Here is a 24295-nt window from a genome sequence, read left to right as displayed (position 1 = left end):
CTGATTAAACTTGGAATCCCATTTCCTGTAAACCCTGGCGCAATCGCTGCGCTTCAGTGGGGTCGTGCTGTTGGTGCAGGGCGATCGCCCGTTCAAAGGCGGCTAGGCTCTCTGCCACTTTACCCAGCTTAAGTAGCGTTACCCCTAAGTTTTGGTAAGCCTCAGCATAGTTTGGGTTAAGCTCAATGGCTTGCTGGTATTGGGTGATCGCTTCCCCCAGTTGCCCCATCGCCTTGAGCGTCATGCCCAGATTGTAGTGACCCATTGTGAAACTGGGATCAACTCTCAGCGCTTGCTCGTAGACGGCTTTTGCTCCCGTTAAATCGCCTGTGGCTTTACGTAAATTGCCCAGGTTGTTGTAGGCTCCTAACTTTAGACGGGGCAAAATGGGCTGCTGAATCGCTAACTGATAGTGCATTCCTGCCTGGTCGAGGTGCTGCAAGCGGCTGTAGGCAATGCCCAAGTGATAGTGCAACTCATAGCCAATTGGGGGATCAACCTGCGCTGACTTCAAGCCGCGCTCCAACAGTTCAATCCCATAGCTGACTTTGTCGATCTGCACATACAGTGCTCCCAACTTACTGCAAACGTAGGGATCGCCAGGATTTCTGACCAGAAAACGCTCCATCGTCATTCGAGCTTTTTGCAGCTTGTCGCGACTAGCGATCGCCCCCGACTGATACCCCTCATGCAAAATCGCCACATCTGGCAACTCCACCACCTGCCACTGGGGTTCTCGCTGAAGAATTGCGGCAACGCTATCATCTACCATTGCATGGTAAGGACGCAAAAACTGAATCTTAGGATGACGGCGAAACAACCGTGACACCAGTGAATAGGGCGATTGTGTTGCCCCAATTTCCTGACGCACCAGATTCACTACCAGGCAAGTGTTTAGCTGCATCACTTGCTTGAGTTGAGGCACAATTCCAGTTTCCAGCCGTTCATCTGCATCTAAAACCAGCACCCAATCACCAGTGACGTGCTGAAGCGCGGCATTACGGGCGGCTGAGAAGTCATCACACCAGTCAAAGTGATGTACCTGTGCGCCAAAGGACTGGGCGATCGCCACCGTTTCATCCGTTGAACCCGTATCCAGCACCACCATTTCATCCACGGCTGCCTTGACACTATTCAAACAGGACGGTAGATTCTCCGCCTCGTCTCTTACAATCATGCATAGGCTCAAACTCATCGCTGCCCACCCCTGCAGAGAGAATGTTTTTGGGGCGTTTTAACGAAAGGAAATATCCGATATGTCACCCCAAGCCCAAGAATTTACCCTCGGTGTCGAAGAAGAATATCAGATAATCGACCCAACCACACGAGAACTGTGTCCTCACGGCACCCGTATCTTAACAAACGCCCAGGAAACCCTGGGTGACACCGTGCAGCCTGAAGTGTACCTCTCGCAAATCGAAATTGCGACAAAAGTTTGTCATACCCTTGCAGAGGTTCGTTCAGAACTAATTCGCCTGAGAGGTGCAATCATTGCTGCTGCCGCCAAAGACGGAAGCCAAATTGCTGCCGCCGGAACGCATCCCTTTTCCAAATGGGCAGACCAGCAGGTGACGCCCAGAGAGCGCTATAAAGGCTTAATTGTGGACTATCAGCAGTTGATGCGCGACCTGATTATCTTTGGCTGTCACGTCCATGTCGGAGTGAGCGATCGCGAAATTGCCGTCCAGGTAATGAATCGTGCCCGTCTGTGGCTGTCTCCCTTGCTGGCACTGGCATCAGGCTCTCCTTTTTGGCAAAGCGAAGACACAGGCTATGCAAGCTATAGAACAGAACTTTGGAGCCGCTGGCCCATGGCCGGACTTCCTTTAGCATTCAAGTCTAAAGCAGACTATGATGCGCTCATCCAAGACTTGATTGCGACCGAAACGATCAAAGACGGCACCAAAATCTACTGGGACGTTCGCCTATCAGAACGCTTTCCTACCATCGAATTTCGTGTCACCGATGTCTGCACCACCATCGACGAAGCCGTCATGGTCGCTGGGCTAACCCGTGCCCTGGCGCAAACCTGCTATGGCGAGGTGACAGAAAATCAACCCTTTACAGATGTTCGTCCTGAGATTTTGCGGGCTGCTCACTGGCACGCTGCCCGTCATGGCTTAACAGAACATCTGATTGATGTGATCAATAAACGGGCCCTTCCGGCTCGTGAAATGATTGACAAACTGCTGAACTTTGTCAAACCTGCTCTTGAGGCTCAGGGAGATTGGGATGAAGTCTCTCAACTCGTCTACCACACTTTGCAACATGGAACGAGTGCCGATCGGCAACGGCAAGCATACCAGCGCCGAAACAGCATGGAGGATGTAGTCGATCTGCTGGTGGCAGAAACCGCAAAAGACGTAACCTAGTCCAGGTAGCCCATTAGCTCATCTGGGTTGTCAACATCGTTGTCGGCGATCGGTCGATTGTTAGGTAACGGGTAAAGCTCGGATTTGCGGTAGATAGAAAGCTGTTGACGCTCATCCTTTGCTGGCTTTGCAGATTCTGACTGAGCCTGAAACCCTTTAGAAGGCTGAGTTGGAACAATATTTTTTTCGTCTGAAGCCATAGTGACCTTTGTATTAGCTGCATCAATTGTGACCTGAACTCCATCCTATCAGGAGGGAAGGGCAGCGGCAGCGGCAGGGAGAAGGAGAGATAAAGAGTAACAAGACCCAAAACTAAAACAGACTGAGTTGTGAAGGGGGAGGAGCGATCGCTTCCCAGGGTAAAGCTGGAACGGGCGCACCGTGCTGTTCTAATAGCTGCTGAAAATGACGAGCATTGGCAGGCGATCGCGCCTCAACTGGGCAATGCACAAAGAAATAAGTCTGTGTGCCCTGACGCAACCACTGATCCACATGAGTTACCCATTCTGCTAGAAACCGCTGATTCATCTCCTGTTCAGGGTGGCTGATGTAGCGGATCAGGCTAAAGTTTGCCGTCACGGTCGGCTGCAAGGGCACTTTGGGTTTACGTCGTTCGGAGTTGAGCTGCGGATCGCCAGGACACTCATAAATTGGGCGAGTATCAAGCAAAACGCGCCCAACGCCAAATTTTTCTAGCACTGCGTTGAGCTGGTTTGTGTGAGAAGGCTGAAACCAATCCGAGTGACGCACCTCAACTGCTAATGGTGTTTTGGTCGCACAGGCAGTGAGAAAGCTGCTCAAGTCATCCAGGCTGGCAGGGCTGTAGCTGGGTGGCAGTTGGGCAAAGATGGGTCCGAGGCGATCGCCCAATCCTTGCATCTGTTCCAGGAAGGCGATCGCCCTTGGAATTTGAGGTACCAGTAAACCTTGATGGGTAACATCCCTGGGCAACTTCAGGCAAAACTTAAACCCTGGTGGTGTCTCCGTTGCCCATCGCTGCACCATTTCGGCGTTAGGAACGGAGTAAAACGTGGTGTTGCCTTCGACTGCTGTAAATCGTCGGCTGTATAACTGCAAAAACTCAGACGCACGGCTTCCCGGCGGAAACAGGTCGCCCACCCACTCCTTGTAAGCCCAAATTGCGCACCCTAAGCGGAAATTCATTCATTTATCGTACCGCAATGAAATGACACAGCTAAGATGATGCAAATTCTGTGTGGGTGTAGCATTCGGGCGAGAATTGTATTGCAAGCTTAGAATAAGCTGCCGAATGATGCGCCCCTACCCATTCCTCACTCATGTAGCCATCACTTTTCCTGTGTTGGGGCTATTGAGGTTGAAGCTGATTAAGCTTGTTATTTGCAAGAAGTAGCAGTTCTTGAGCTTCCAGATAGGCCGTTGTGCCTTCCTCAACTTTTTCCAAATCATTAATGATTGACTGCAACTCGCTGGCGATGTAGCCTATATCTCCATCAACATAGTTATTCACCCAAGCAATTTGGTCTTTTGCACGTTGTAGAGCAGCTACAGAAATCCGTTCATTTTCCTGACGAACTCGGATTTGACCTAAGTTAGCGTTGTACTCTGCCAAAAGCCGCTGTGCTTCTGCATAACCAACTAGGTCATCATTCGGAACTTGCTCAAGTCCCTGAATAGCTTGCTGCCACAAAGCCTCGACCTGTAACCATTGCTCGACCGAGTGAGGCGGGTTTTGTCCGGCTTTTGCAGCCTCCCATGCAAACCCCCTTGCTGCCTCAATCATGGCGCTTGTTCGCTCGTTTCCAGCAGCAACTCCAACGATCGCCGCAAAATCACGCTCAGCGGCTACATACTTCTGCTGAGCCGTTCTACCTGCAAGAGTTTGACTAGGGATTACAGCAAGCTGGTCGAGGGCAGATTGCCAAGCGGCGATCGCCACTCCTTTATCAATAGATGTAGTCGCCTGCTGATACTGCTGTTTCGCTGTGTTAAGTGCCTGCTCCGCATCAAACAAGGCTACCTGAGCGTTTTTCTCCTGAAAGACCACAGCTTCTAACTGAGCAACGGTGGTGCGAGCATCATAGAATCGGCTGCTGCTAAAGCGCCAGTCGTACCACCAGTAGCGGTATTCTGGAAAGTCGTTGAGGAATCCAATTGGCAATGCGTTGAGGCTTTTTTGTGCCTGCTCGACTTTTTGCTCTCCCAGGTCGATATCGGCGGGACTGGTGGGGTTGTTGATTAGCTGTTCGGCTTGCTCTACAGAAGCGATCGCCTGCCGATAGTGGTTGTCCATGCTGATGTAGCTGGGCAGCAGCAAGATAGGAGCAGCCTCTGCTACAGGACGGCGAATCATTGGGTAAGGCAGGTTCACAAACCAAACCATGCCAGCCGGAATACCAAGCAAAATAACAGTCCATTTGATTTTGTTAAACGTCCGCCCGATAGGGTTAGGGGAATGCCGCATCGGTCGCGTCGGTAGAACTTGTGCCTCGGCTGCCATTTCCTGCTCTAGCTGAGCGAGGGTTTTGGGTTGCTGTGGCGCGGATGCTGGCGGCTGTAGTACCGATGATGTGGGATTGGGAGTGAATCCTGAAGCTTTCTGAGTATTTCGGTTCAGGAAGCTGAGCGGACGTTTAAAGACTGGCATAAGGTGAGTGAAGTAATTTACCCTTAAGCTTGCCCAAAGGAAGGCGGCTACTGATGATCTCTACCAGTCTGGTGAGGGCTGTTTCGCAGACCGCAAAGGTTTTTGAACTGCAAGAATTCAATCTGTAAGAATAAAAATGTTGAAGGCTTGCCAATGTGCAGAAGTATAAATAGTTGCTTAGCTAGCGGGGGTGATTTCGATCAACATTGCAGATCATTCCACAGTAAAAGCGGCAATTCAGCTATAGAACCTGGACTCAGCTTTGAGCATTTCCAGAAACGCAAAAACGGGTGGTGGAAACAAAGCATCTGCCAAAACTGCCACTCGAACCATGCGAAATAGCGGTACAGGCAAGCTGAATACCTGAATGGTATTGGGAATAGGTTCGGCTGCGAGACGAGGAATAATGGTCGCTCCTAACCCCTGAGCCACCATGCTGACAATGCTGGAATCTGCCTTGACCCAGTAAGCGACTTTCAAGAATGTATCAAAGACAGAACAGTGAGCAAAAACCTCTTCGTCATGCTGATCGCCTTCTGAAAACATCACAAAGGGATAATTGCGTAAATCGTCCCAATCTAACCCAGTCCCCTTGACCTGAAAGGAAGACGGCAACAGGACAACATACTCATCTTGCAACAGTTCCCAGGTGTCAAACTGACCGTCAAGTGGATGATCAATGATGCCGATATCCGCCTGCCCCTAGCGTAGAGCATTGACAATGTGTTGATTGTCCCATTGTTCTAAAATAGTCACGCCAATCTGGGGAAACCGTTGCCGAAACTGAGCAATCACTCCAGACAAAACATGAGTGGTGATGCTGCGAAATGAGGTAATGCGAACTTGCCCGCTCTGAAGCGTTTTGGCGAGGTTGACGGTTTTATAGATCTCCTCGCGAAGCTGCATCATTTGCTTGGCGTAGGCTAACACTTGCTCACCTACAGGTGTCAGACTGGCACCCTGACGACCCCGGCCAAATAAAATGACTCCGAGTTCGGTTTCGAGAGTGGCGATCGCATTACTCACTGACGACTGAGACATCTCTAACTGCAATGCCGCTTCGCTAAAACTTCCATAAGTAGCGATCGCAATTAAAATTCGCAGTTGTGTCAGTGTGAATGAATTTTTGGGGTTGGGTTTCATTCGCCTGACCAAAACAACACATAGGTATTATCCATCGATTTTACTGATGGCAACTATACAGAGAGCATTTTGATCTTAGAAAATTAAATTCCTAACGTGAGATTAGAAACCATATTTTGTGAGAGGCAGTGATCGTGAATCATTCTCCATCTAATTCTAAGTCTGATGTAAGGTGTTACTCTTCCGACCACTCAGCCGTTAATTTCCCCCAGGTTACTACCAAAAGTTGGTCAAAAAATATCCAGCAATTTCTGATTCATTTACTAATTGGGAAGAAGCCAGAAGTTCAGGCATGGCAGAACTTCCAGCATTCTAAGACACATGTTGAGGATGCTTCATGGAGTGCTTATGATCCCGCTACCGGGAAAGGAATTTACAATGTTTCAGAAGCGGAAGTGCGGCGGTGGCTTGAACAGCGGTAATAGCTCATTCCATGTAACTTTCGGCATCTTCTGTCGTGGTTAAATTGGCGATCGCCCCCACCAGTTCTGAAGTCTCCACTGGCTCCATCAAATGAAGTGAAAACCCTTGCAAAAGAGCGCGATCGCGCTCATGATCATTAGCAGTCAAAACAATTACTGGAATTGACTTTTGAGAATCTGTAGCTAATGTTTTAAGTGGATTGTGGAGCAGACTAAAATCCTCGTCAACACTAAAATCGATCAACACAATGTCTGGGCGGATCTGGTTGAGGGTGTTGAGGGCGATCGCCAGTGAAGTGATTGTTAAATTTGCGCCGCGCAACTCACCTAATTCAGCTTCTAGTCGTTGGCGTAGGAGTGAGTTGGCGATCGCCAAAATTCGCAATCCACGCAAACACATCACGCCAAACTGAAACTCTGGAGCATTTGCCTTGCCCCAGTTACACATCAACTCTGTGATCGGTCGCAGTGTCTCGCCGTATGCCGTCAGCGAATACTCTACACGCGGCGGTGTTTCCTGAAACACTTGACGACTAATCAAGCCGTCTGCTTCAAGTTCACGTAGTTGAGTGGTTAATACTTTTCGGCTAATTCCTGGCATCAACTGCATCAGTTCACCAAATCGCTTTGTGCCCCGCCGCAACCACCAGAGAATCACACATTTCCACTTGCCGCCAATTCTATCCAGCGTAAACTCGACCGGACAACCATACTGTTTTTCGAGCATAGTGACAAAATCCTGTTAGTAACCATTTGGTAACAATTAATTGTGCATGATACTACTGGTACTGGTGCAGAAGCATTGGAGAGTTACACGCAGTACAAAACAATTTGGGCAAATCTGGTCTAGTCTTTAGCGATACTAGAAAGTGGACAAGGAAATATTTGCATGGCTGACTCACCGGGATTACCTCCCATTTTTGCGGAAACGCCAACTGCTCCGGTTCCAGCAAAGGCGATCGCAGAATTTCCGGTTAATACCTTTTTAGAAAGCATTGCTGTTGATGCAAACAATACCCTTTTCGTCACTAATCACTATGAAGGTAGCATCTGGCGAATTGAAGCAAACAACCCGCCCATTCTCCATGCTCAAATTGCTGGTAAAGCAACGGGACTAGCCTTTCTGCCGGATGACAATCTGCTGCTGAGTGCCTGGGATGAGCAGAATATTCCCACTGTGTACAATGTCTCGTCAGAGGGAGAAACCAGTGTTTTAGTGACATTACCAGATGCTGTTTTTCTTAATGGCATGACGCTTTTAGATGGCGATCGCATCCTAATTGCTGACTCCTACCGGGGAGCCATTTGGCAACTCACAGTATCCGAAAAAAAGGCTGAGATCTGGCTTGAGCATCCTCACTTAGCCCGCAGTTCTTCGGACAGCGAATTTCCAGCGGTCAATGGGTTAAAGATTTTTGAGGGAGTGCTTTATGCCTCCAACACAGAGAAAATGCAGCTCGTCAAAATCCCCATCGCAAACGGGCAACCTGGCAAACCCGAAGTGTTTGTGGCTCCGATTAATCTGGATGACTTTGCTTTTGATCAGCAGGGAAATCTCTATGGCACCACTCACATCTATAACAGCGTAGTGAGAATTTCACCCGTGGGAGAGGCCACAATTATTGCTGGAGCCGCAGAAGACATGACGGGTAGCACAGCGCTTGCGTTTGGGCAGGGAGAAGCTTGCACCAGCATTTACGTTGTCACCAACGGCGGCATGTCTTTTCCGCCTTCAACAGGAGTTGAGCCTGGAAGGGTAGTTTGCCTTGAGGTGGGAATTCCAGGATTGCAACTGGGAGAGTGATCAGCTTGAATATCATAGATTCCGCCAACAATGCGGATGATCCACCAGTCACCGTCGATGTGCTGCAACGGGTTAAACCAGGCTGTGAAATGGCTTTTGAGCAAGTTCTCACCGATCTGATTGCAGCCGCCCATTCTTTTGAAGGACATCTCGGCGTAAATGTATTTCGCTTTGGCAGCAGCAGTTCTGAATATCGGATTGTGTTCAAATTCGATCGCGTCAGCCATCTCAAACAGTGGGAGACTTCACCGATTCGCCAACAATTGCTCAAACGCGCCAGTCAACTCACCGTTGATGTAGGGCAAACTTCCATTCTCACTGGGTTGGAGACTTGGTTTACCTTACCCACTCAACCCGGAATGCCCCCACCTCCACGCTACAAAATGGTCATCCTTTCGGGAATTGCTATTTTCATTCTGCTCAACTTAGCCACAACGTTTGTGGTGCCATTACTCCTGCCACTCCCCCCTTTGTTGCGAACTCTGGTAGTCGTTCTGCTTATGGTTTCGATCATGACTTATGGGGTTATGCCCCGACTGACCAAGCTATTTGCTGGATGGCTTTATCCAAAACGCTAGCCCAATCCGACTGGATTGAAACTGTAGAACTAATCAGGTTCACAAGTAGGAGAATGTGATGATGATTCTAGTGACAGGTGCAACAGGAAATATTGGTGGTGAAGTGGTCAGCCACTTGGTTGAGAAAAAGGTGCCGTTGAGGGCACTCGTACGAGATCGAGCTAAAGCCGCAAATCTAGCAGCACAGGGCATTGAACTGGTTCAAGGAGATTTTAGTCAATCAGATAGTTTGGATGCAGCATTACAAGGAATTGAAAAAGCGTTTTTGGTGATGCCCAATGATCTGCATCAAGTTGAGCTAGAGTGCCATTTTATCGATGCCGCAAAACGGGCAGGAGTTCGCCATCTGGTGAAGCTTTCTGTGCTTCATGCTGGTGAGTTGCCAAGTGTATTCCAACAGTGGCATCGCCAAATTGAGCAACATCTGGAAGCATCAGGCATGGCATGGACTCATTTACGTCCGAATATGCTGATGCAGAACATGCGCTGGTTTGCTCAATCTATTGCTCAACAAGGGGTATTTTATCACTCTGTTGGAGACTCAAAAATCTCACATGTGGATGCGCGGGATGTAGCGGCCGTGGCAGCCGTTTGTTTAAATGAACCAGGGCATGAACATCAAACTTACGATCTAACGGGTGCGGAAGCTGTTTCATTTAATCAAGTCGCTGAGTATTTTGCGAAAGCATTGAATCGATCCGTTCAGTATGTAAATGTGATACCTGCTAATTTCAAAGCGGCTCGTCTTGCTAATGGCGAACCCGAATGGTATCTAGATGCAGAAGCACAGTTGTTTGATTGTTGGCACGCTGGAGCAGGCTCGATCATTACAATGGCGATCGCCCATCTCCTACACCGACCTCCAACAACCTTTGCAGCGTTTGTTCAAGATTACGTCCGCCACAGTCAAGATTTTTCAACGGTTTCAACCTGAAGAACGATATACGAGGAAGAAATAATGAAAATTGGCATTATTGGTGCAGGCAATATGGGCACGGGCATGGGCAAATTTTGGGCAAAAAATGGACATCAACTCATGTTTAGCTATTCCCGGAATCCAGAAAAACTCAAAGCCGCCGCTGCATCTGTAAGTTCGGAAACATTAACGGGAACACCCGCCGAAGCGGTGCAGTTTGCCGATGTAGTGGTGCTATCGGTAGCCTGGGCAGCGGTTGAGGATGCACTTCAGCAGGCAGGTTCGCTGGACGGCAAGATTTTATTTAGCTGTGTAAATGCGCTCTTGCCTGACATGAGTGGATTGGCAGTTGGCACCACTACTTCTGCGGCAGAAGAGATCGCCAAACTTGCACCAAACGCCCGTCTGGTAGAATCAATGCCTCTATTTGCAGAAGTACTGCTTTCTCCTTCTACGCAATTTAATGGACAGACTCCAACTGTGTTTTACTGTGGCGATGATGCAGAAGCAAAGGCGATCGTGGCTGACCTGCTGCGCGAAACAGAAGTTGAACCCATTGATGCTGGCCCACTGCGAAATGCTCGCTATGTTGAGCCTGCTGGAATGCTATTAGTCCAGCTTGCTTACGCTCAGCAAATGGGACAGGTGGCAATGAAGCTCTTGCAGCGTTAGGGTGATGCGATCGCATTTCTCTATGAGGCGTAGCGTTCGCAGGGCGTAGCATTCGGGCAGAAATTCTCGATCTATTCCAGAGTCTGTTTGCCGAATGCTGCGCCCTATGCCTATTGGGACTTAGGACTACTCCGTAGCCTCAGACGTGTGATGCGGCGGAAGAGACGGTAGCCTGCACGAACCAAATCCAGGACAAAATAGGGTACTCGCAGCCGCAATCGTGAGAGAACAGGTAGATAAAACCAGTAATAGGCTTTCTTGAGATTATTCCAGGCTGAACAGTCCTCTTGATGCAGGAAATCTGAGATATCAACGACTAAACCTCTGCCGTCAAGCATCATTACATTGCGTCCGTGAACGTCGTGGGGATAAAGTCCGCGATCGCGCGCATACTCTAATGCCTTATCAATGTCTTTAATCACCTGTTCTGGAATTCGCAAACCCCGGTTCATGCAGTCGTAAAGCGTTACCCCATATAAGCGTTTGAGAACTAAAAAGTTCTTTTCGGCATAAAAACATTCTGAAAAAGCGGGATGGGAACCCAGGCGACGGTAGACTTCTCGCTCTTCCTCAAACCCAGGTCGTCCAGGGGCATAAATTTTTACCACCTGATTGGGATAGTCAGGATGGTAGAACACTGCGGCATAGTTTCCGGCTCCGAGTCGCTGCCAGGGAGCAGGAACATGGCGAATCACTACGGGGTTGTGTGGATCAATGCTCTCAATCCGCACCTCCGGGAGCAATTCCTGGTAGATCTTGTCGATGAATGGGTTCATACGTTTATCCACGACATTGATGGCGATCGCCCAACCCAGGCAATCAGTAAACAAAAATCAGGCGATCGCTTAATTTCACTAAACCTACCAATAAAATAATAAGCAAGCCTCTAGTTCCCTCGCATCTTATTTTAGAATGAGCGATCGATCCCATCAGGCAAGTTGAGCAAAAACTGTGGGGGCGCTGATGCTTAATCTGAAGAAATTCCCGCCTGCCGCACAAATAGGATTTCGACCTGGATCGTTTGCTCCGTTGTTAGGAAGGGCGATCGCTTCCCAACTTGGGCACAAATATTCTTGAAGCCTTGGCTCATGACAGGCACTTTGAACGGGCGGGCTTCATTGCCCTTCTACGATAGTTGAAACTTCGATTCCCAACCCTGACCCCTCAACCCCAGAGCTTGAAACCTTGACTTCAAAGCCTAAATTTTTGACCTCAGAACTCGAAGCTTTGACCTCAGAACTCGGAATGTCGAGATCAAAGCTGCACAGGTTGTGATCAGAAGTCCAAGCCTGTAAACCTGTATCAAGAACCACTTGCGAAAAGCTTCATTCTCAAGTAGTCTGGTTCCTCAGTACAAAAACATATCCGAGATCAAAGCGTCACCTGAGACTGTTTGCACCAGCCCCAGGCGACTAACCCTCAAAACTGCGGTAACAGTTCGGAGGGCTAGAGGGCAGTTTATCACTCCACTAGCCACCCTGACTTTGCTATGGCAAAAAAGCAGCAGGGTGGCTTTGGTTTTAGGAGACAAATCTCAGGAGTTAGGGGCTGGGGACTTGAGGTCAGAGGTAATCTGCCCTAGTTCTCAGACTCTAGCTCCTAGTCCCTCAACCTGAAGTTTTAGATTGCTATGACTGATAATGCTTCTCTGATTCAAATCAACCCCGATCCGCGCATTCTCACCACGTTGGTGATTGGGACTGAAGACAACGTAAAAGCTTACATTCTCAGGCAACACACACTTGGCGTTGCTGAAGCAGGCGCGTGGAGTAAACCGATTCCGGTTCCCCATCATTCTGATAAAGTCATGTGTGTTCTCAACCGCGTCATGGTGTAATCAAAGCCCACACCATAACGTGATTAAAACGCTATTGATTCACTCACCAACAATAGGAAAGCTATTACAGGCTGCTGCAATAGCTTTCCTATTATTAGCGAACTGTTGACTTTGCTATTTCGTTGCTTATCCCTTAGCAACCGCTACCGCACTCACATCGATGTTTCGGTCAAACAATACACGCGGTCTAAATAAGATTTTAAACAGCAGCAGGAATGAAGCAAACTCACCAGGCGTATAGTGAGTTTTCCATTGACCGGGACGGCAAAACAGCATTTCGACGAGCGATCGCTGCTGGTTTAAGCTCACTTGTTCAAAGCTAATTCGTGCAGTGGGAAACTCATCTCTAAGTCCCGTGCGGGTTGCTTGTCCCTGTAAGGTGACTCCTTCTTCCATGATTTCTAGTGTGATGGGTAGAGATTCACCTAGAGGAATTGCCGGAAAGCCAGATTGGGTGAGGGCTACTTCTGCTCCGACTTCAGACATCATGGTGGTGACACCCCAAAAGGTGCGATGCGAAACAGTTCCCCCTTTAGGGTAATCACCAATGGTCAGACGTACCGTGCGGCGCAGGTCAAACCATTCGTAAAGGTTCGGTCGCGGTACATCCAGCAAAATCAGTAGCGCAATGCCTAACATGATCAGGTTGTAGCCACTCCAGATCCAGCCTAAGCCAATTCCCTTAACCTGTTCGGCGACTTCTGGCGGCACGGTTTGCTGCCATGCGCCTTTGATCATACAAATCCCCAGGTTGACCCAAAGACTCACTGCTGTTGCAATAAATAGGGCAATGAGCGGGGCCGCCAGTCCCCAGTTAAAGGTGTAGCGATCGCTGGCAGTACCTTTTGGCGTGACGTTAAAGCCCTTCGAGAATGGATTGAGCATCGCCTGAATCACCGTCAGCGCCAGCGGAAAGCACAGGACCAGCGAATAGATATCTGATAACAGGGCTGAGCGAGAGCGGTAGTTGAGCCAGGAAAACACCGTCAACTGCACAATGTAGTAAGGCAAGAAGAAATAGAGCAGTTCGGCGGCTGTTGCTCGCAGCGGAATCACACCCAAAAAGGAGTAAGCCAGCGGCATAACTAGGAATCCAACTCGCGAGATGCTGGTAAACCAGTGGAGTAAGCCTTCCAGGTGGGCCAATCGCTGAAGCGGGGTGAGTCCAGGAATAGTCAGTGGATTGGCTTTAATGAAGAAAGCCTGGAGCGTTCCTCGTGCCCAACGAAGTCGCTGAACTGCCTGAGCAGCAATGTTTTCTGCGGCTAGCCCTGCACTCAACTTTTCGTCGAGATAAATCAGCCGATAGCCTTGAGCCGACAGTCGAATTCCAGTGAAGTAGTCTTCGCTGAGGGAGTCGGTGACAAAGCCCCCCATTTGTTCTAAAGCGCTGCGTCGCACGACAAAGGAAGTGCCAGAGCAGATGACGCTGCCTGCCCCGTCCCGAATTGGCTGAATTTGACGATAAAAGACTTCTTCTTCTGGGGTTAATACATTTTCCAAACCCAGGTTGCGGGCGATCGGGTCAGGGTTGTAGAAGGTTTGAGGAGTTTGCACCAGGGCAATCTGCGGGTCTTGAAAGAAGCCCACGGTGCGGGTGAGAAAGTTTTTGGTAGGCACAAAGTCGGCATCAAAGACGACGAGCAGTTCTCCCTGGGTTTGGGCGATCGCATGGTTCAGGTTCCCCGCCTTGGCATGACGGTTATCGGGTCGGGTCATGTAGTGGCAGCCCAATTCCTCAGCTAGTGCTTGAACTTCGGGGCGACGAGTATCGTCGAGCAAGTAAATGGTTTTGTTGGCATACTCGATCGCCTGACAGCCCATCACCGTGCGCTGCAAAATAAACGTCGGCTCATTGTACGTAGGAATAAAAATGTCTACGGTGGGCGTAAATTTCTGATTCAGCACATCCATCGACAGCACGTCGGCTTCTCGACGGCGATCGCGCACTCGTAACATCAGAAAAAGCTGAATCGTGCCGTTGCTTAGCATCAGCAGTTCTAGGAGAAACAAACCCAGGCTAAATACGCCATTGAGCGGGTCAGAGAGATTGAGGGTGGAGAGCGATCGCCAAGCCAGATAGCGCAGCGTCAGCGCAATCAAAATGCCAACCACAACTAATCTCGACCAGGTACGCGGTTGGGGAGACACCTTCATCACCACCAGCACCAGCAACAGCAGCGCCACCGTAGGAAACAGCAGATACTCTCCAGTCACCATAGGCACTTCTAACCAGAGTGGCGGATTTTCCTGTAGAAGTTCGAGTTGATCAAAGATGCGATTGATGGTGCCCTGACCAGCAAACCACCCACCCACCACCACACTGGCAATTCCAATCAAGCTCAGCATTGCCAAGGTTGCTGTTTGCGGTCGCATAAACCGTGAAGGTTTGTGCTGATCTAACTCCGTCTTACCCAATTGCGAAGTTGTCATGGCTGCCGTCTCCTACCGATGCATAGCTGGATTGACATAAATGTCCTACCTGAATAGCGGTCTTTCACGGTCTTTTTATATATACGCAGAACAAACAGTGTTTTGCGTCTAGGTCGGCATTTAATCTATCTATAACCTTCCGGTCTGATTTTAGTGGTTTAGTTTTTGAAAGGTAACATCCTAAATTAGATCTGCTTTGCAAATAGATTGTCGTTTGGGGTTGTGAGCGCGATCGCGCTCATGATGTCTCCTGCGTGAATGGTAACGCGGTGCAGCTGCGCTACCATTCACGCTTCAAAAAGTAATTCATGCAGGAAGTCTATTCTTTAGTCACCTTAGATTAAAAGTGACTGAGAATTGAATGAGTGGGACTGTAGGAGTTGATGCCTAAATTCTCAGCCCGCAATCATTCTCTACTGATGATGAAACCCTACAGTGTGTTGAGTTGTTGATAAGGAATTGTACAGTCATGAAATTGATTGCTCTGGTTTCGTTTGGCGTCGTTTCTCTCCTGGTTTTAGCTGGCACAAACGCTCAGGCTGATACTCAAACTGCCGCCCCATCTCTAGCAGCACAGGTTAAATCGTTGCCTATCACTGCTGAGGCTAGTCCAATTCAGATTGCTCAGGCTACCGCAACAAAAACTGGAACTTTTGTTGCTGCGGAGCATCCACTAGAGGGAATGGTACAGATTGTGACTGAAAATGGCGATCGCTACTTAGAGTTCGACGAAACATTTCGTAGCGACAGCGGCCCTGATCTATATGTAATTCTCCATCGGGCTGGTGAACCTCCCGTTAGCGGCATCCAGGAACAGGACTACGTCACGCTCGCCCCGCTGCAAAGCACTGCAGGAAACCAACGCTATGCCATTCCTGCGGACGTGAACCTGGATGACTTTAACTCTGCTGTCATCTGGTGTCGAATGTTTAACGCGACTTTTGGTTATGCAACGCTGGGGAACTAGGGAATTAAGGATTGGAGAGTAGAGATTGGAAGTAATCATTACCTAATCCCCAACTCACAACCCTTCTCATAAATTTGTTTACTGATTAACACCCTTCTGGAATCACAAGTTGTAGGATAATAGCCTGTTTACCTGAAATGTTGCTTGGCTAGAATTCATCTCATTGCAGATTTAGAAATGAATTGACTGAGGAGGTTTCCCTAAGCAATTCATTTCTAATCTGCAATGTTTTGAGCTATCTGAAGGTGCATCTTGTATAAAGACTTTAATTCTGAAGCGAGGTTTTATATCCAGATCTGGGTAACTAACCGTAGTTTCCGTAGGAGCAGGTTTCGCTGTTGAACCTTGGCTCCATCCGGGTTTTGTCTAGTAAACCTACCCGTACAGAGTCGTGCTTATCTGGCAGGGTTTGGTATTAGTTTGTGCTTAAAATTTGTGCTGTTATGGAGAGTTTCTAATGGGAGTTAAAGATTTTTGGGCATTAATCCATCCGGCGATCGCCGTTTTCTTTGTCTTTCCGCTAATTGGTATGGTCGTCAACTTCGCCTGGCAAACTCGACAACGACGGCTTCAGGCTAAAGAAGGCGGCAAAAGCAAAATTCCTCCAGTGGTGGGTAAGGAACATCTAGATCTGGGTCGTTGGCTCACCGGAGCAGTGGTTGGCGTAGCGCTGCTGGGTCTGGCATTCCCTATCTTTTCAAAGTTTTTGGCAAACCAAACCTGGACGCAAGAACAGTTTCGAGTCATCTTTGTGATTGCCATGTTTATTGGCACGATCGCCTCTCTGGTGTTGCTTTATCGAGCAAGAACTCCACTCTGGCGCGGTATTTTTGCGACACTAGCTGGAGCAGGTTTAGTCATTTTGGGCTGTCAACCCGAGGTCTTTCGCCGCACTAACGAATGGTACGCTTCTCACTATTACATCGGCATTAGTGCAGCACTGCTGATGATTTTTTCGCTGGCGATCGTCCAAGATATTTATAAAGATCGTTCCAATCGCTGGCGTGTTGTTCACACAGTGCTAAACTGCATTGCGCTACTTTTGTTTGCCGGACAGGCAATGACTGGGACGCGAGATTTATTAGAAATTCCGCTGAGTTGGCAGGAACCTTACATCTATAGCTGCGATTTTGACAACCTGACCTGCCCGGCTCCTGCCCCCCCGCCTGCGTCTCAGATTCCTCAAGCTCCTACACCTGCCGCCTAATGCAGTTGAGTTGGGTTAATCTTTATCTGAGAAAAAGCTTGGGCGAGAAGTTAGGTTTGGCTTCTCTGAATACTGCTTAATCTGTTGGACGGGAATTTCAATCCGAAACTCTGTGCCCTGTCCAACTTGTGACATGCAGCAGAGGGTGCCGTTGTGCCGTTCTGTAACAATTTGGTAGCTGATAGATAGCCCCAGTCCAGTACCTTTGCCAATGGGCTTGGTTGTATAGAAGGAGTGAAAAATCTCTGCTCGAACGGCTTCGGGCATTCCTGGTCCATTGTCAGCAATACAGATAATGGCACGCGGAATGTCATCTGGGTAACCGTGTGCCACTGCTGTGGTAATTGTGATCTGGTTGCACCGAGGAGAATTTGACAGAGCTAAGTTAGCAAGTCCGTCAAGTGAGGTTTCGGCTGCGTGATTTTCTGAGGCTGAATTTTCTGAGGCTGATTTTTCTGAGGCTAGGTTGGCGATCGGCTCCTGAACGGAACGATTCAGAGGACTCCCAGATTCATATAGCGCGTCGATCGCATTGCTCAAAATATTCATGAATACCTGATTGAGCTGGCTGGGGAAGCATTCAACCAACGGTAAATCACCATATTTTTTAATCACCTTAATGCCAGTAGTTCCGGTTTTTGCCTTGAGCCGGTATTGCAAAATCAGCAAGGTGCTGTCAATTCCTTCATGGATATCGACGAGTTTGACGGATGCTTCATCGAGCCGCGAAAAATTTCTTAGTGACAGCACGATTTGACGGATGCGATCGGCTCCAATTTGCATCGAGGTCAGCATTCGAGGCAGATCTTCGACCAGAAAATCTAGATCGATCAGGTTGGTGCGATCGCCAATTTCAGGGTGAGTTTCTGGGTAATGTTTGCGGTAGAGTGCAATCAGATCGAGCAAATCCTGAGTATATTGGCTGGCATAAATCAAGTTGCCATAGATGAAATTCACCGGATTGTTGATTTCATGGGCAACGCCTGCAACCAGTTGCCCCAGACTAGACATCTTTTCATTTTGAATCAGCTGCGTTTGCGTCTTTTGCAAATCTTCTAGCGCCTGGGCCAACGCCTCAGACTGATGCTGCGTCTGCGCCAAAAACTCTGCCTGCTGAATCGCAACTCCCAACTGTGCTGCAATCTGAGTCACAAATTCAATCTCCGAAGCCTGCCAGCGTCGCGGACCAATGCACTGGTGAATGCATAATAGCCCCCAGAGGCGATCGCCCTGAAGCAATGGCGCAACCAGACTGGCTCTGATTTGTAGTTTCTCTAGTGCAATGGTGTAGCGTCCATCTGTCCAGACACTAGAGGTATCTTCTATCACCTGGACATAGCCTTTGTCGTACTCAGTAGCAAGCTGTTCGTCAAGGTGATGATCGTGAATTTGGGTAGACAAAAGCGATTCAAACTCCGGTAGTACGGACTCTGAGACAAATTCGCCTTTGTTCCAATTAGAGTCTGGGTCAAACCGAAACACACCGACGCGACAGGCATCCAGCAACTCACGCACTTCAGTCGCCGCTGACTTAAAGATGGTACCTAAATCTAGAGATTCTCGAATTTTGGCAATGACCCGAAACAGCGCCTTTTGCTGATCAACTTGAGACTGCCCAAACTCTGCTGCCAAGACTTGTAACATTTTTCCAAAGGCTGCTTCGTCACGACAGCAATCTCTCAATTGCTCCAATTGGTCAAGGTTCATGTTAAACCTACTCAAATCCAGGGATCAGTTTTGGGTGTAGCTGCTGCTTTCTGGTAGATGCGGTTCGCCAAAACCTTTATGCCTGCTTACATTCTCGAATTGAAGTATAGACAAAAAGAATCATAAGCGTAAACAAATCCCGACAGTAGCATCAAGGAATCAGTTTTGAGCGATCGCCAGGATTGCGTTTCGTTCGCAAGCAATGCTCCAAGCTCTATGGACATTACAGCTATTGAGCAAAATGGACTAGCATTGCCAACTAGAGCCTGGATTCATTTAGACAAGCGGCTGAAGAAAACAGCTAACTTCTAGCACAACGGTTCTTAGTCCTAAAAGTAACGACAGAATAGTATGTCTGATACTGCCCTATCTCAGTCTGCGATCGCCATTACCGTTAAGCTTTTCGCCGCCTACCAGGAAGCGTATGGTGTGCCAGAACTAACGCTAGAAGTTCCCGTTGGGACAACGGTGGCAGAAGTGCGCGATCGCCTCATTAGCGAGCATCCAGAGCTTGCCCAATGGCGCGACCTCACTCGCTTTGGGATCAATCTCCAGTTCGTTGAAGCAGATGCCGTTCTACACTCCGGAGATGAAGTAGTACTCATTCCGCCAGTTAGCGGTGGATGAATCAAGCAAGATTCTGGCGAATCCCAGAATCTTGACAAACTTACAGGAAGTTCCCGTTGTACTAGCAGTTGCTCCTGAAAAAACTGGACGGTTTCGCGTTAGAAGCTAAACGTTCTGTCTTGGGCTAGTTTGGGTAGCCTGGATAAAACTTGCCCAACTTGATAAAGGTAGACACTCAGTTGCAAACCGTTATCATAGTAGGCAATCGTTGATGTTTCTTAACAAACCCAGGCGTGAATGGTTGCACTCTCCCCCAACTTAGCTAAAGTCAAGGCATCTCTGACCGAAAAGGTGCTGTTTGGTAACGAACCCAGCCCAGAACTGGTCGCGATTCTGCTGGTTTACTTCGTACAAGGCATCCTTGGGTTAGCGCGGTTGGCAATTAGCTTCTTTCTAAAAGATGAGTTGGGGCTGAGTCCAGCAGAAGTATCTGCCTTGATGGGGGTTGCAGCCCTGCCCTGGATTATCAAACCAGTATTTGGCTTCGTTTCAGATGGCTTGCCACTGTTTGGCTACCGTCGTCGTCCTTATCTAATTCTCTCTGGACTGTTAGGAACCGCCTCCTGGTTGGGACTAGCATTCTTCGCTCATTCGGCTCTGACAGCGACTGTGGCGATCGCCCTTAGCTCCCTTTCTGTAGCGGTCAGCGACGTAATTGTAGACTCCCTCGTGGTCGAGCGTGCCCGTGCAGAAGATCTTGCCAAAGCGGGTTCGCTGCAATCCGTTTGCTGGGGAGCGTCCGCCTTGGGCGGGCTAATGACGGCTTATTTTAGCGGCTTTTTGTTACAACACTTCAGCACTCATACCGTCTTCATTATCACAGCGACCTTTCCACTGATCGTCTCCTTAGTTGCTGGATTAATTGCGGAGTCAAGAGTTGACCACACCTCCGAATGGTCGGCAGTCCGGCAGCAGGTAAAGCAGTTGCGTGGCGCAATTGGTCAGAAATCCATTTGGATGCCGACGGCGTTTCTGTTCCTGGCGCAGGCTACACCGACGGCTGAATCTGCTTTCTTCTTCTTCACGACCAACGAACTGGGGTTTGAGCCAGAGTTTTTGGGACGGGTTCGACTGGTGACTAGTGTTGCTTCACTCGCCGGTATCTGGATGTTTCAGAGGTTTTTCAAGACTGTTCCCTTTCGCGTAATTTTTGGCTGGACGATGGTGATCTCCGCCGTCCTGGGAATGACGATGCTGCTGTTGGTAACTCATGCAAATCGGGCGATCGGTATTGACGATCGCTGGTTCAGCCTGGGTGACAGTCTGATTTTGACGGTCATGGGTCAAATTGCCTATATGCCAGTGCTGGTTTTAGCCGCACGTCTATGCCCTCCGGGAGTGGAAGCCACCCTATTTGCTTTGTTAATGTCTGTAACGAACCTGGCGGCTCTGCTGTCCTATGAGTTTGGGGCGGTGATGATGCATTGGTTGGGCGTAACTGAGACAAATTTTGAGCGTCTCTGGCTGTTGGTTGTCATCACCAACCTGAGTACGCTGTTGCCTTTACCCTTTTTGGGGTTACTGCCCAATGCTCAAGCTGAGGAGTCAAGTATGGATTTATCAGAAACCGTTGCTCTGCCTCCATCTTCAGCTCCCAAAGTGGAAGCCGATGCGACCGACCTACATCCCGTAAAAAAGCAGTTGATTCCGCTAGTTTCTCAATCTAATCTGCCTCAAACCGTTGAAGAGGCGCTCGAATGAGTACGGAGCAATTTCATTTATGCAAAGCTTTCAGCTTCACGAACACGCGACTTCTGTTCCAGTTAATTCATATCAGCTTGAAGAGTGGCAGAAGGGTTATGAGTCTCTTCGGGAGGAATTTGACTACTGGATCGATCAGGTTGAAGGAGAAATTCCACCTGATTTAGAAGGAACCCTATTTCGTAATGGTCCGGGCTTGCTGGATGTCGGTGGGCAACCCTTGCAGCATCCGTTTGATGGCGACGGCATGATTAGTGCGATCGCCTTCTCTCAAGGAAAAGCCCATTTCCGCAACCGCTTCATTCGAACCGAAGGCTTTTTAGCAGAACAAAAGGCACAAAAAATCCTTTATCGGGGTGTATTTGGCACCCAAAAGCCAGGAGGCTGGCTAGCCAACGCCTTTGACTTTCGGTTGAAAAATATTGCCAATACTCAGGTAATCTACTGGGGCGGCAAACTGCTAGCGCTGTGGGAAGCCGCAGAACCGCACCGACTTGATCCCCATACACTCGAAACTATCGGAATTGATCACCTAGACGGAGTGTTAAAGCCAGGCTCAGCCTTTGCTGCTCATCCCTGCATTGACCCATCCTGCGCTGAAGATGGGGGTGCACCCTGCCTAGTCAACTTCTCGATTAAGCCGGGGCTTTCTACGACAATTACCATCTTTGAGCTGGACGAGCAGTGCAAAGTAATCCGTCAACACGCTCACGCAGTTCCGGGTTTTGCTTTCATCCACGACTTTGCAATTACGCCAAACTACTGCATCTTTTTCCAAAACCCGGTTCACTTCAATCCAGTGCCATTTGTGGTGGGATTACGGGGTCCGGGGGAATGCATTCAGTTTCAGGGCGATCGCCCCACTCAAATCATTGTCATCCCGCGCCACGGCTCAGCTCCTGTGCAGACTTTGTCTACTCAGTCAGGCTTTGTGTTTCACCATGCCAATGCCTTTGAGCAGGATGGCTATCTGTACGTCGATTCTGTTTGTTACGGCGCGCTTCCGTCGGTCGAGCCAAATGCAGATTACCGTCAGGTCAAATTTGAGGAGCTAGAGCCGGGGCAGCTTTGGCGCTTTCGACTCGACCTCAAAGCTAATACGGTCGAGCGACAGTCAATCGAAAGCCGCTGCTGCGAATTTCCCTTTGTGCATCCTAATCGGGTTGGACGTCCCTACCGCTATGTTTATCTTGGCGCTGCCCATGCTGCTGAGGGCAACGCGCCACTTCAGGCAATTCTCAAAATAGATATGGTTTCAGGTAAGCGGCAAGTATGGAGCGCTGCACCGCACGGCTATGTCGGCGAACCCATCTTTGTGCCTCGCCCACCCGCTACGGCTGCGACCGAACAATTTGAGGCAAATGGTAAAGCATTAGACGATGAAGATCGGGGATGGGTGCTTACACTGGTCTACGACGCGAAGATGGAGCGCTCTGAGTTGGTCATTTTGGATGCTAAAGATTTGACAAAGGAACCTGTGGCTCGACTGCAGTTAAAGCATCATATTCCCTACGGACTTCATGGTAGCTTTACATCAACTTGTTTTCTCTGATAGCCTCAGCCTTCGGGCGGGGGTGACTAAAGGGAAAATCCCGTATACTACTGGTGGAATTCGTCAAGTAAGGAACGTCTAAAGGAAACAATTCTTAAAAGCCAGACTTTAAAGCGAAAGGCTGCAACTCTTTCTTAATTTTGGGAGTCATAGAAGTCTAGCTTGAGTAGGCTGAAGGTAATCAGGGTAGCCAGATCGGGTTCTGCAATGTCATCTCAAATGTGCCGGTTATGCTTTGAGCGTCAGCAAGCGCCTCAGTTTTGCAAATTGAGTGCAGCTCACCCCAATTTACCTGCGGTACTGTTTCAGTTCATCTATTTTGGTAACTTGATGGAAAGTTCTTATACGACCTTACTGCTTGAATCTCACTAGTTTAGGGCTCAGGCTACTTATCTAGTTGAGTTTTTCACGGAGAAGCTCGATTAGTCGACTAGTAGCTTACGTTGTTTCAGCAGGGCATTCTATCCTCAATACCTCGCCAAGGAGTGAGATCTAGTGTTGAAGTTCACGATTGTGATCACCACGTATAATCGCGTCTCTTTACTCAAACGAGCAGTCGAATCAGCATTAGCTCAGACTGTACCTTCTGAGGTCGTGGTTGTAGATGACTGTTCAACCGATGAGACTGAGGCATATGTCACCAGTTTGGGCGATCGCGTTATCTATCATCGCAACACTAAAAACGTAGGACACTCGGCTTCCATCAATATTGGAGTCAAAGTAGCTCAGGGAGACTGGGTCAAGCTGATTGACGATGATGACTATTTAGACCTGCAGTGCATCGCTGAGATGAAACGCGCGATCGCCATGCGTCCCCAAGCGGTCATTTGTTCTTGTCAAGCGATTCAGGTAGATGAAAACGAGGTCGAACTGAGTAGAACTCGGCAGACTGGACCTGGTAGATTCTTTTACATTCCCCAAGAGGACATCCACTACGGCATGTTATTGGAGAAAGTGCCGTTTGGAACACCCGTTCAGGTTGCTTTCCGACGCGATGCTTTCCTTAAATCAGGCGGTTGGGATTCGAGCCTAGATGCTAACTGTGACGATATTGACTCTTGGATCAAGATTGCTCAATTTGGTGATGCAATTTTTATCAACCGATACTTAAGCTATCGCACGATTTGGCAAGGGGCACAAAACCGTAAGTTTTCTTTGCAGAAGCGGTTGGATACTAACATTTTGATGAAGCGCAAGATTTATTCACTGGTGAGTGAAAAACATCAGGCTAGTATTCCTTCTCTGTCCGCAATTCAAGATTATTTGAAGCTGCATTGGGGACTTGTTGCTCTAAAGCAGAGAAAACTGTTGGTGGCCTTAAAGCTAGCTACACCCGCATTTCTTTCTCCGTCAGCCTGGAGCATTTTGGCACGAGCCATGTCTGCCCGCAAACAGCCCACTAAAGCTAAAGAAGTCCGAAAGCTAGTGCTCACTGAGCTTGAGGTTTGACCAGCAGCTAGACTGCGTCGTCTCTATGTTTTTGGGGTTCTCCATCTGTTTGAGGTTGAACTCTAAGTGGAACAGGATCGTATCCACCTGGGTGAAACGGATGGCACCGTAGAATGCGTTGGGCTGCCAGCCAGCTTCCCCGTAGTGCACCATATTGAGCGATCGCCTCGATTGCATATTGGGAACAAGTCGGCTGAAACCGACAGGTCGGCGGAAAAAGCGGCGAGATCAGCAGCCGATAGCCGCGAACGAGAAAAATTAGCAGGGTTTTCATTGGGGATG

Annotated in this window: 22 protein-coding genes and 2 pseudogenes; 12 read left to right on the top strand and 12 right to left on the bottom strand. The window is 48.9% G+C overall.

What is annotated here, in order from left to right; all coding sequences use genetic code 11:
- Nucleotides 1–4 precede the first annotated feature (4 nt).
- Nucleotides 5–1177, bottom strand: coding sequence for a tetratricopeptide repeat protein (locus H6G00_RS03225; protein ID WP_190795607.1), 1173 nt, complete (start codon nt 1175–1177; stop codon nt 5–7).
- A gap of 79 nt (nt 1178–1256) precedes the next feature.
- Here H6G00_RS03225 and H6G00_RS03220 point away from each other — a divergent pair, with 79 nt between their 5' ends.
- Nucleotides 1257–2372 (top strand): carboxylate-amine ligase, encoded by a 1116-nt coding sequence (locus H6G00_RS03220; protein WP_190795606.1) that lies wholly within the window; start codon nt 1257–1259, stop codon nt 2370–2372.
- Here the strand turns inward: H6G00_RS03220 and H6G00_RS03215 are convergent.
- From H6G00_RS03215 to H6G00_RS36500, 5 genes and pseudogenes are all read right to left on the bottom strand, one after another.
- Nucleotides 2369–2572, bottom strand: coding sequence for a hypothetical protein (locus H6G00_RS03215; RefSeq protein ID WP_190642523.1), 204 nt, complete (start codon nt 2570–2572; stop codon nt 2369–2371). The two genes, H6G00_RS03220 and H6G00_RS03215, sit on opposite strands and share 4 nt — an antisense overlap.
- 112 nt (nt 2573–2684) lie before the next feature.
- Nucleotides 2685–3536 carry a DUF72 domain-containing protein gene (locus H6G00_RS03210; protein ID WP_190795605.1) on the bottom strand — a complete coding sequence of 284 codons (852 nt, stop codon included), beginning with the start codon at nt 3534–3536 and terminating at the stop codon, nt 2685–2687.
- Nucleotides 3537–3699: 163 nt separating this feature from the next.
- Nucleotides 3700–4998 (bottom strand): hypothetical protein, encoded by a 1299-nt coding sequence (locus tag H6G00_RS03205; RefSeq protein WP_190795604.1) that lies wholly within the window; start codon nt 4996–4998, stop codon nt 3700–3702.
- A gap of 237 nt (nt 4999–5235) precedes the next feature.
- A pseudogene (locus H6G00_RS36505) lies at nt 5236–6141 on the bottom strand (LysR family transcriptional regulator).
- 852 nt (nt 6142–6993) lie between these two features.
- Nucleotides 6994–7290, bottom strand: a pseudogene (locus H6G00_RS36500) (helix-turn-helix domain-containing protein); the annotation flags it as partial.
- 162 nt (nt 7291–7452) lie between these two features.
- Here H6G00_RS36500 and H6G00_RS03190 point away from each other — a divergent pair.
- The 4 genes from H6G00_RS03190 to H6G00_RS03175 are packed head-to-tail and all read left to right on the top strand — an operon-like array spanning nt 7453 to nt 10533.
- Complete coding sequence (locus tag H6G00_RS03190; protein ID WP_190642518.1) at nt 7453–8367, top strand: gluconolactonase; 915 nt, start codon at nt 7453–7455, stop codon at nt 8365–8367.
- 5 nt (nt 8368–8372) lie between these two features.
- Nucleotides 8373–8945: an antibiotic biosynthesis monooxygenase gene (locus H6G00_RS03185; RefSeq protein ID WP_190642517.1), complete on the top strand. Its 573-nt coding sequence runs from the start codon at nt 8373–8375 to the stop codon at nt 8943–8945.
- 58 nt (nt 8946–9003) lie between these two features.
- Complete coding sequence (locus H6G00_RS03180; protein WP_190795602.1) at nt 9004–9879, top strand: SDR family oxidoreductase; 876 nt, start codon at nt 9004–9006, stop codon at nt 9877–9879.
- A gap of 24 nt (nt 9880–9903) precedes the next feature.
- Entirely contained in the window at nt 9904–10533 is a 630-nt protein-coding gene (locus H6G00_RS03175; protein ID WP_190795601.1) for an NADPH-dependent F420 reductase, read from the top strand.
- 110 nt (nt 10534–10643) lie between these two features.
- On the opposite strand, the gene H6G00_RS03170 is transcribed toward H6G00_RS03175, so the two are convergent.
- The 3 genes from H6G00_RS03170 to H6G00_RS03165 all read right to left on the bottom strand — a co-directional run bounded on the left by H6G00_RS03170 (nt 10644) and on the right by H6G00_RS03165 (nt 11846).
- Nucleotides 10644–11309, bottom strand: a complete 666-nt coding sequence (locus H6G00_RS03170; protein WP_190642555.1) for a serine/threonine protein kinase — start codon at nt 11307–11309, stop codon at nt 10644–10646.
- A 191-nt stretch (nt 11310–11500) separates the two neighbouring features.
- Nucleotides 11501–11623, bottom strand: coding sequence for a hypothetical protein (locus H6G00_RS36025; RefSeq protein ID WP_277881843.1), 123 nt, complete (start codon nt 11621–11623; stop codon nt 11501–11503).
- A gap of 25 nt (nt 11624–11648) precedes the next feature.
- Nucleotides 11649–11846, bottom strand: coding sequence for a hypothetical protein (locus H6G00_RS03165; RefSeq protein WP_190642514.1), 198 nt, complete (start codon nt 11844–11846; stop codon nt 11649–11651).
- 317 nt (nt 11847–12163) lie between these two features.
- On the opposite strand from H6G00_RS03165, the gene H6G00_RS03160 reads away from it, so the two are divergent.
- On the top strand, nt 12164–12370 hold the full coding sequence (locus H6G00_RS03160) for a hypothetical protein (RefSeq protein WP_190642513.1): 207 nt from the start codon (nt 12164–12166) through the stop codon (nt 12368–12370).
- 126 nt (nt 12371–12496) lie between these two features.
- Here H6G00_RS03160 and H6G00_RS03155 read toward each other — a convergent pair whose 3' ends face one another.
- Entirely contained in the window at nt 12497–14803 is a 2307-nt protein-coding gene (locus H6G00_RS03155; RefSeq protein WP_190795600.1) for a cellulose synthase catalytic subunit, read from the bottom strand.
- Between the two features lie 469 nt (nt 14804–15272).
- Here H6G00_RS03155 and H6G00_RS03150 point away from each other — a divergent pair, with 469 nt between their 5' ends.
- Together H6G00_RS03150 and H6G00_RS03145 are read left to right on the top strand one after the other, a co-directional pair.
- On the top strand, nt 15273–15770 hold the full coding sequence (locus H6G00_RS03150; protein WP_190795599.1) for a DM13 domain-containing protein: 498 nt from the start codon (nt 15273–15275) through the stop codon (nt 15768–15770).
- Between the two features lie 457 nt (nt 15771–16227).
- Complete coding sequence (locus tag H6G00_RS03145) at nt 16228–16977, top strand: DUF4079 domain-containing protein (RefSeq protein WP_190795598.1); 750 nt, start codon at nt 16228–16230, stop codon at nt 16975–16977.
- Between the two features lie 15 nt (nt 16978–16992).
- On the opposite strand, the gene H6G00_RS03140 is transcribed toward H6G00_RS03145, so the two are convergent.
- A complete protein-coding gene (locus H6G00_RS03140; protein ID WP_190795597.1) occupies nt 16993–18684 on the bottom strand; it encodes a GAF domain-containing protein in 1692 nt (563 codons plus the stop codon).
- A gap of 351 nt (nt 18685–19035) precedes the next feature.
- Between H6G00_RS03140 and moaD the strand changes: the two genes are divergently transcribed.
- The 4 genes from moaD (at nt 19036) to H6G00_RS03120 (ending at nt 24013) form a co-directional block, all read left to right on the top strand.
- A complete protein-coding gene (moaD, locus tag H6G00_RS03135) occupies nt 19036–19311 on the top strand; it encodes a molybdopterin converting factor subunit 1 (protein ID WP_190795596.1) in 276 nt (91 codons plus the stop codon).
- Between the two features lie 237 nt (nt 19312–19548).
- Nucleotides 19549–21012 carry a folate/biopterin family MFS transporter gene (locus H6G00_RS03130; RefSeq protein ID WP_190642507.1) on the top strand — a complete coding sequence of 488 codons (1464 nt, stop codon included), beginning with the start codon at nt 19549–19551 and terminating at the stop codon, nt 21010–21012.
- 19 nt (nt 21013–21031) lie between these two features.
- Nucleotides 21032–22564: a carotenoid oxygenase family protein gene (locus H6G00_RS03125; protein ID WP_190795595.1), complete on the top strand. Its 1533-nt coding sequence runs from the start codon at nt 21032–21034 to the stop codon at nt 22562–22564.
- Between the two features lie 498 nt (nt 22565–23062).
- On the top strand, nt 23063–24013 hold the full coding sequence (locus H6G00_RS03120) for a glycosyltransferase family 2 protein (protein WP_190795628.1): 951 nt from the start codon (nt 23063–23065) through the stop codon (nt 24011–24013).
- 7 nt (nt 24014–24020) lie between these two features.
- On the opposite strand, the gene yidD is transcribed toward H6G00_RS03120, so the two are convergent.
- Nucleotides 24021–24287 (bottom strand): membrane protein insertion efficiency factor YidD, encoded by a 267-nt coding sequence (gene yidD, locus H6G00_RS03115; protein ID WP_190795594.1) that lies wholly within the window; start codon nt 24285–24287, stop codon nt 24021–24023.
- Nucleotides 24288–24295 lie beyond the last annotated feature (8 nt).

Source organism: Leptolyngbya sp. FACHB-541 (assembly GCF_014695875.1).
Classification (GTDB): domain Bacteria; phylum Cyanobacteriota; class Cyanobacteriia; order Elainellales; family Elainellaceae; genus JAAUTN01.
This window is presented reverse-complemented; position numbering and strand designations above follow the sequence as displayed.

What these genes read in the sequence shown, in the direction of transcription:
- H6G00_RS03225 (WP_190795607.1), bottom strand. Translation starts at nt 1,177, where the DNA reads ATGATTGTAAGAGACGAGGCGGAGAATCTACCGTCCTGTTTGAATAGT.
- H6G00_RS03220 (WP_190795606.1), top strand. Translation starts at nt 1,257, where the DNA reads ATGTCACCCCAAGCCCAAGAATTTACCCTCGGTGTCGAAGAAGAATAT.
- H6G00_RS03215 (WP_190642523.1), bottom strand. Translation starts at nt 2,572, where the DNA reads ATGGCTTCAGACGAAAAAAATATTGTTCCAACTCAGCCTTCTAAAGGG.
- H6G00_RS03210 (WP_190795605.1), bottom strand. Translation starts at nt 3,536, where the DNA reads ATGAATTTCCGCTTAGGGTGCGCAATTTGGGCTTACAAGGAGTGGGTG.
- H6G00_RS03205 (WP_190795604.1), bottom strand. Translation starts at nt 4,998, where the DNA reads ATGCCAGTCTTTAAACGTCCGCTCAGCTTCCTGAACCGAAATACTCAG.
- H6G00_RS03190 (WP_190642518.1), top strand. Translation starts at nt 7,453, where the DNA reads ATGGCTGACTCACCGGGATTACCTCCCATTTTTGCGGAAACGCCAACT.
- H6G00_RS03180 (WP_190795602.1), top strand. Translation starts at nt 9,004, where the DNA reads ATGATGATTCTAGTGACAGGTGCAACAGGAAATATTGGTGGTGAAGTG.
- H6G00_RS03175 (WP_190795601.1), top strand. Translation starts at nt 9,904, where the DNA reads ATGAAAATTGGCATTATTGGTGCAGGCAATATGGGCACGGGCATGGGC.
- H6G00_RS03170 (WP_190642555.1), bottom strand. Translation starts at nt 11,309, where the DNA reads ATGAACCCATTCATCGACAAGATCTACCAGGAATTGCTCCCGGAGGTG.
- H6G00_RS36025 (WP_277881843.1), bottom strand. Translation starts at nt 11,623, where the DNA reads ATGAGCCAAGGCTTCAAGAATATTTGTGCCCAAGTTGGGAAGCGATCG.
- H6G00_RS03160 (WP_190642513.1), top strand. Translation starts at nt 12,164, where the DNA reads ATGACTGATAATGCTTCTCTGATTCAAATCAACCCCGATCCGCGCATT.
- H6G00_RS03155 (WP_190795600.1), bottom strand. Translation starts at nt 14,803, where the DNA reads ATGACAACTTCGCAATTGGGTAAGACGGAGTTAGATCAGCACAAACCT.
- H6G00_RS03150 (WP_190795599.1), top strand. Translation starts at nt 15,273, where the DNA reads ATGAAATTGATTGCTCTGGTTTCGTTTGGCGTCGTTTCTCTCCTGGTT.
- H6G00_RS03145 (WP_190795598.1), top strand. Translation starts at nt 16,228, where the DNA reads ATGGGAGTTAAAGATTTTTGGGCATTAATCCATCCGGCGATCGCCGTT.
- H6G00_RS03140 (WP_190795597.1), bottom strand. Translation starts at nt 18,684, where the DNA reads ATGAACCTTGACCAATTGGAGCAATTGAGAGATTGCTGTCGTGACGAA.
- moaD (WP_190795596.1), top strand. Translation starts at nt 19,036, where the DNA reads ATGTCTGATACTGCCCTATCTCAGTCTGCGATCGCCATTACCGTTAAG.
- H6G00_RS03130 (WP_190642507.1), top strand. Translation starts at nt 19,549, where the DNA reads ATGGTTGCACTCTCCCCCAACTTAGCTAAAGTCAAGGCATCTCTGACC.
- H6G00_RS03125 (WP_190795595.1), top strand. Translation starts at nt 21,032, where the DNA reads ATGCAAAGCTTTCAGCTTCACGAACACGCGACTTCTGTTCCAGTTAAT.
- yidD (WP_190795594.1), bottom strand. Translation starts at nt 24,287, where the DNA reads ATGAAAACCCTGCTAATTTTTCTCGTTCGCGGCTATCGGCTGCTGATC.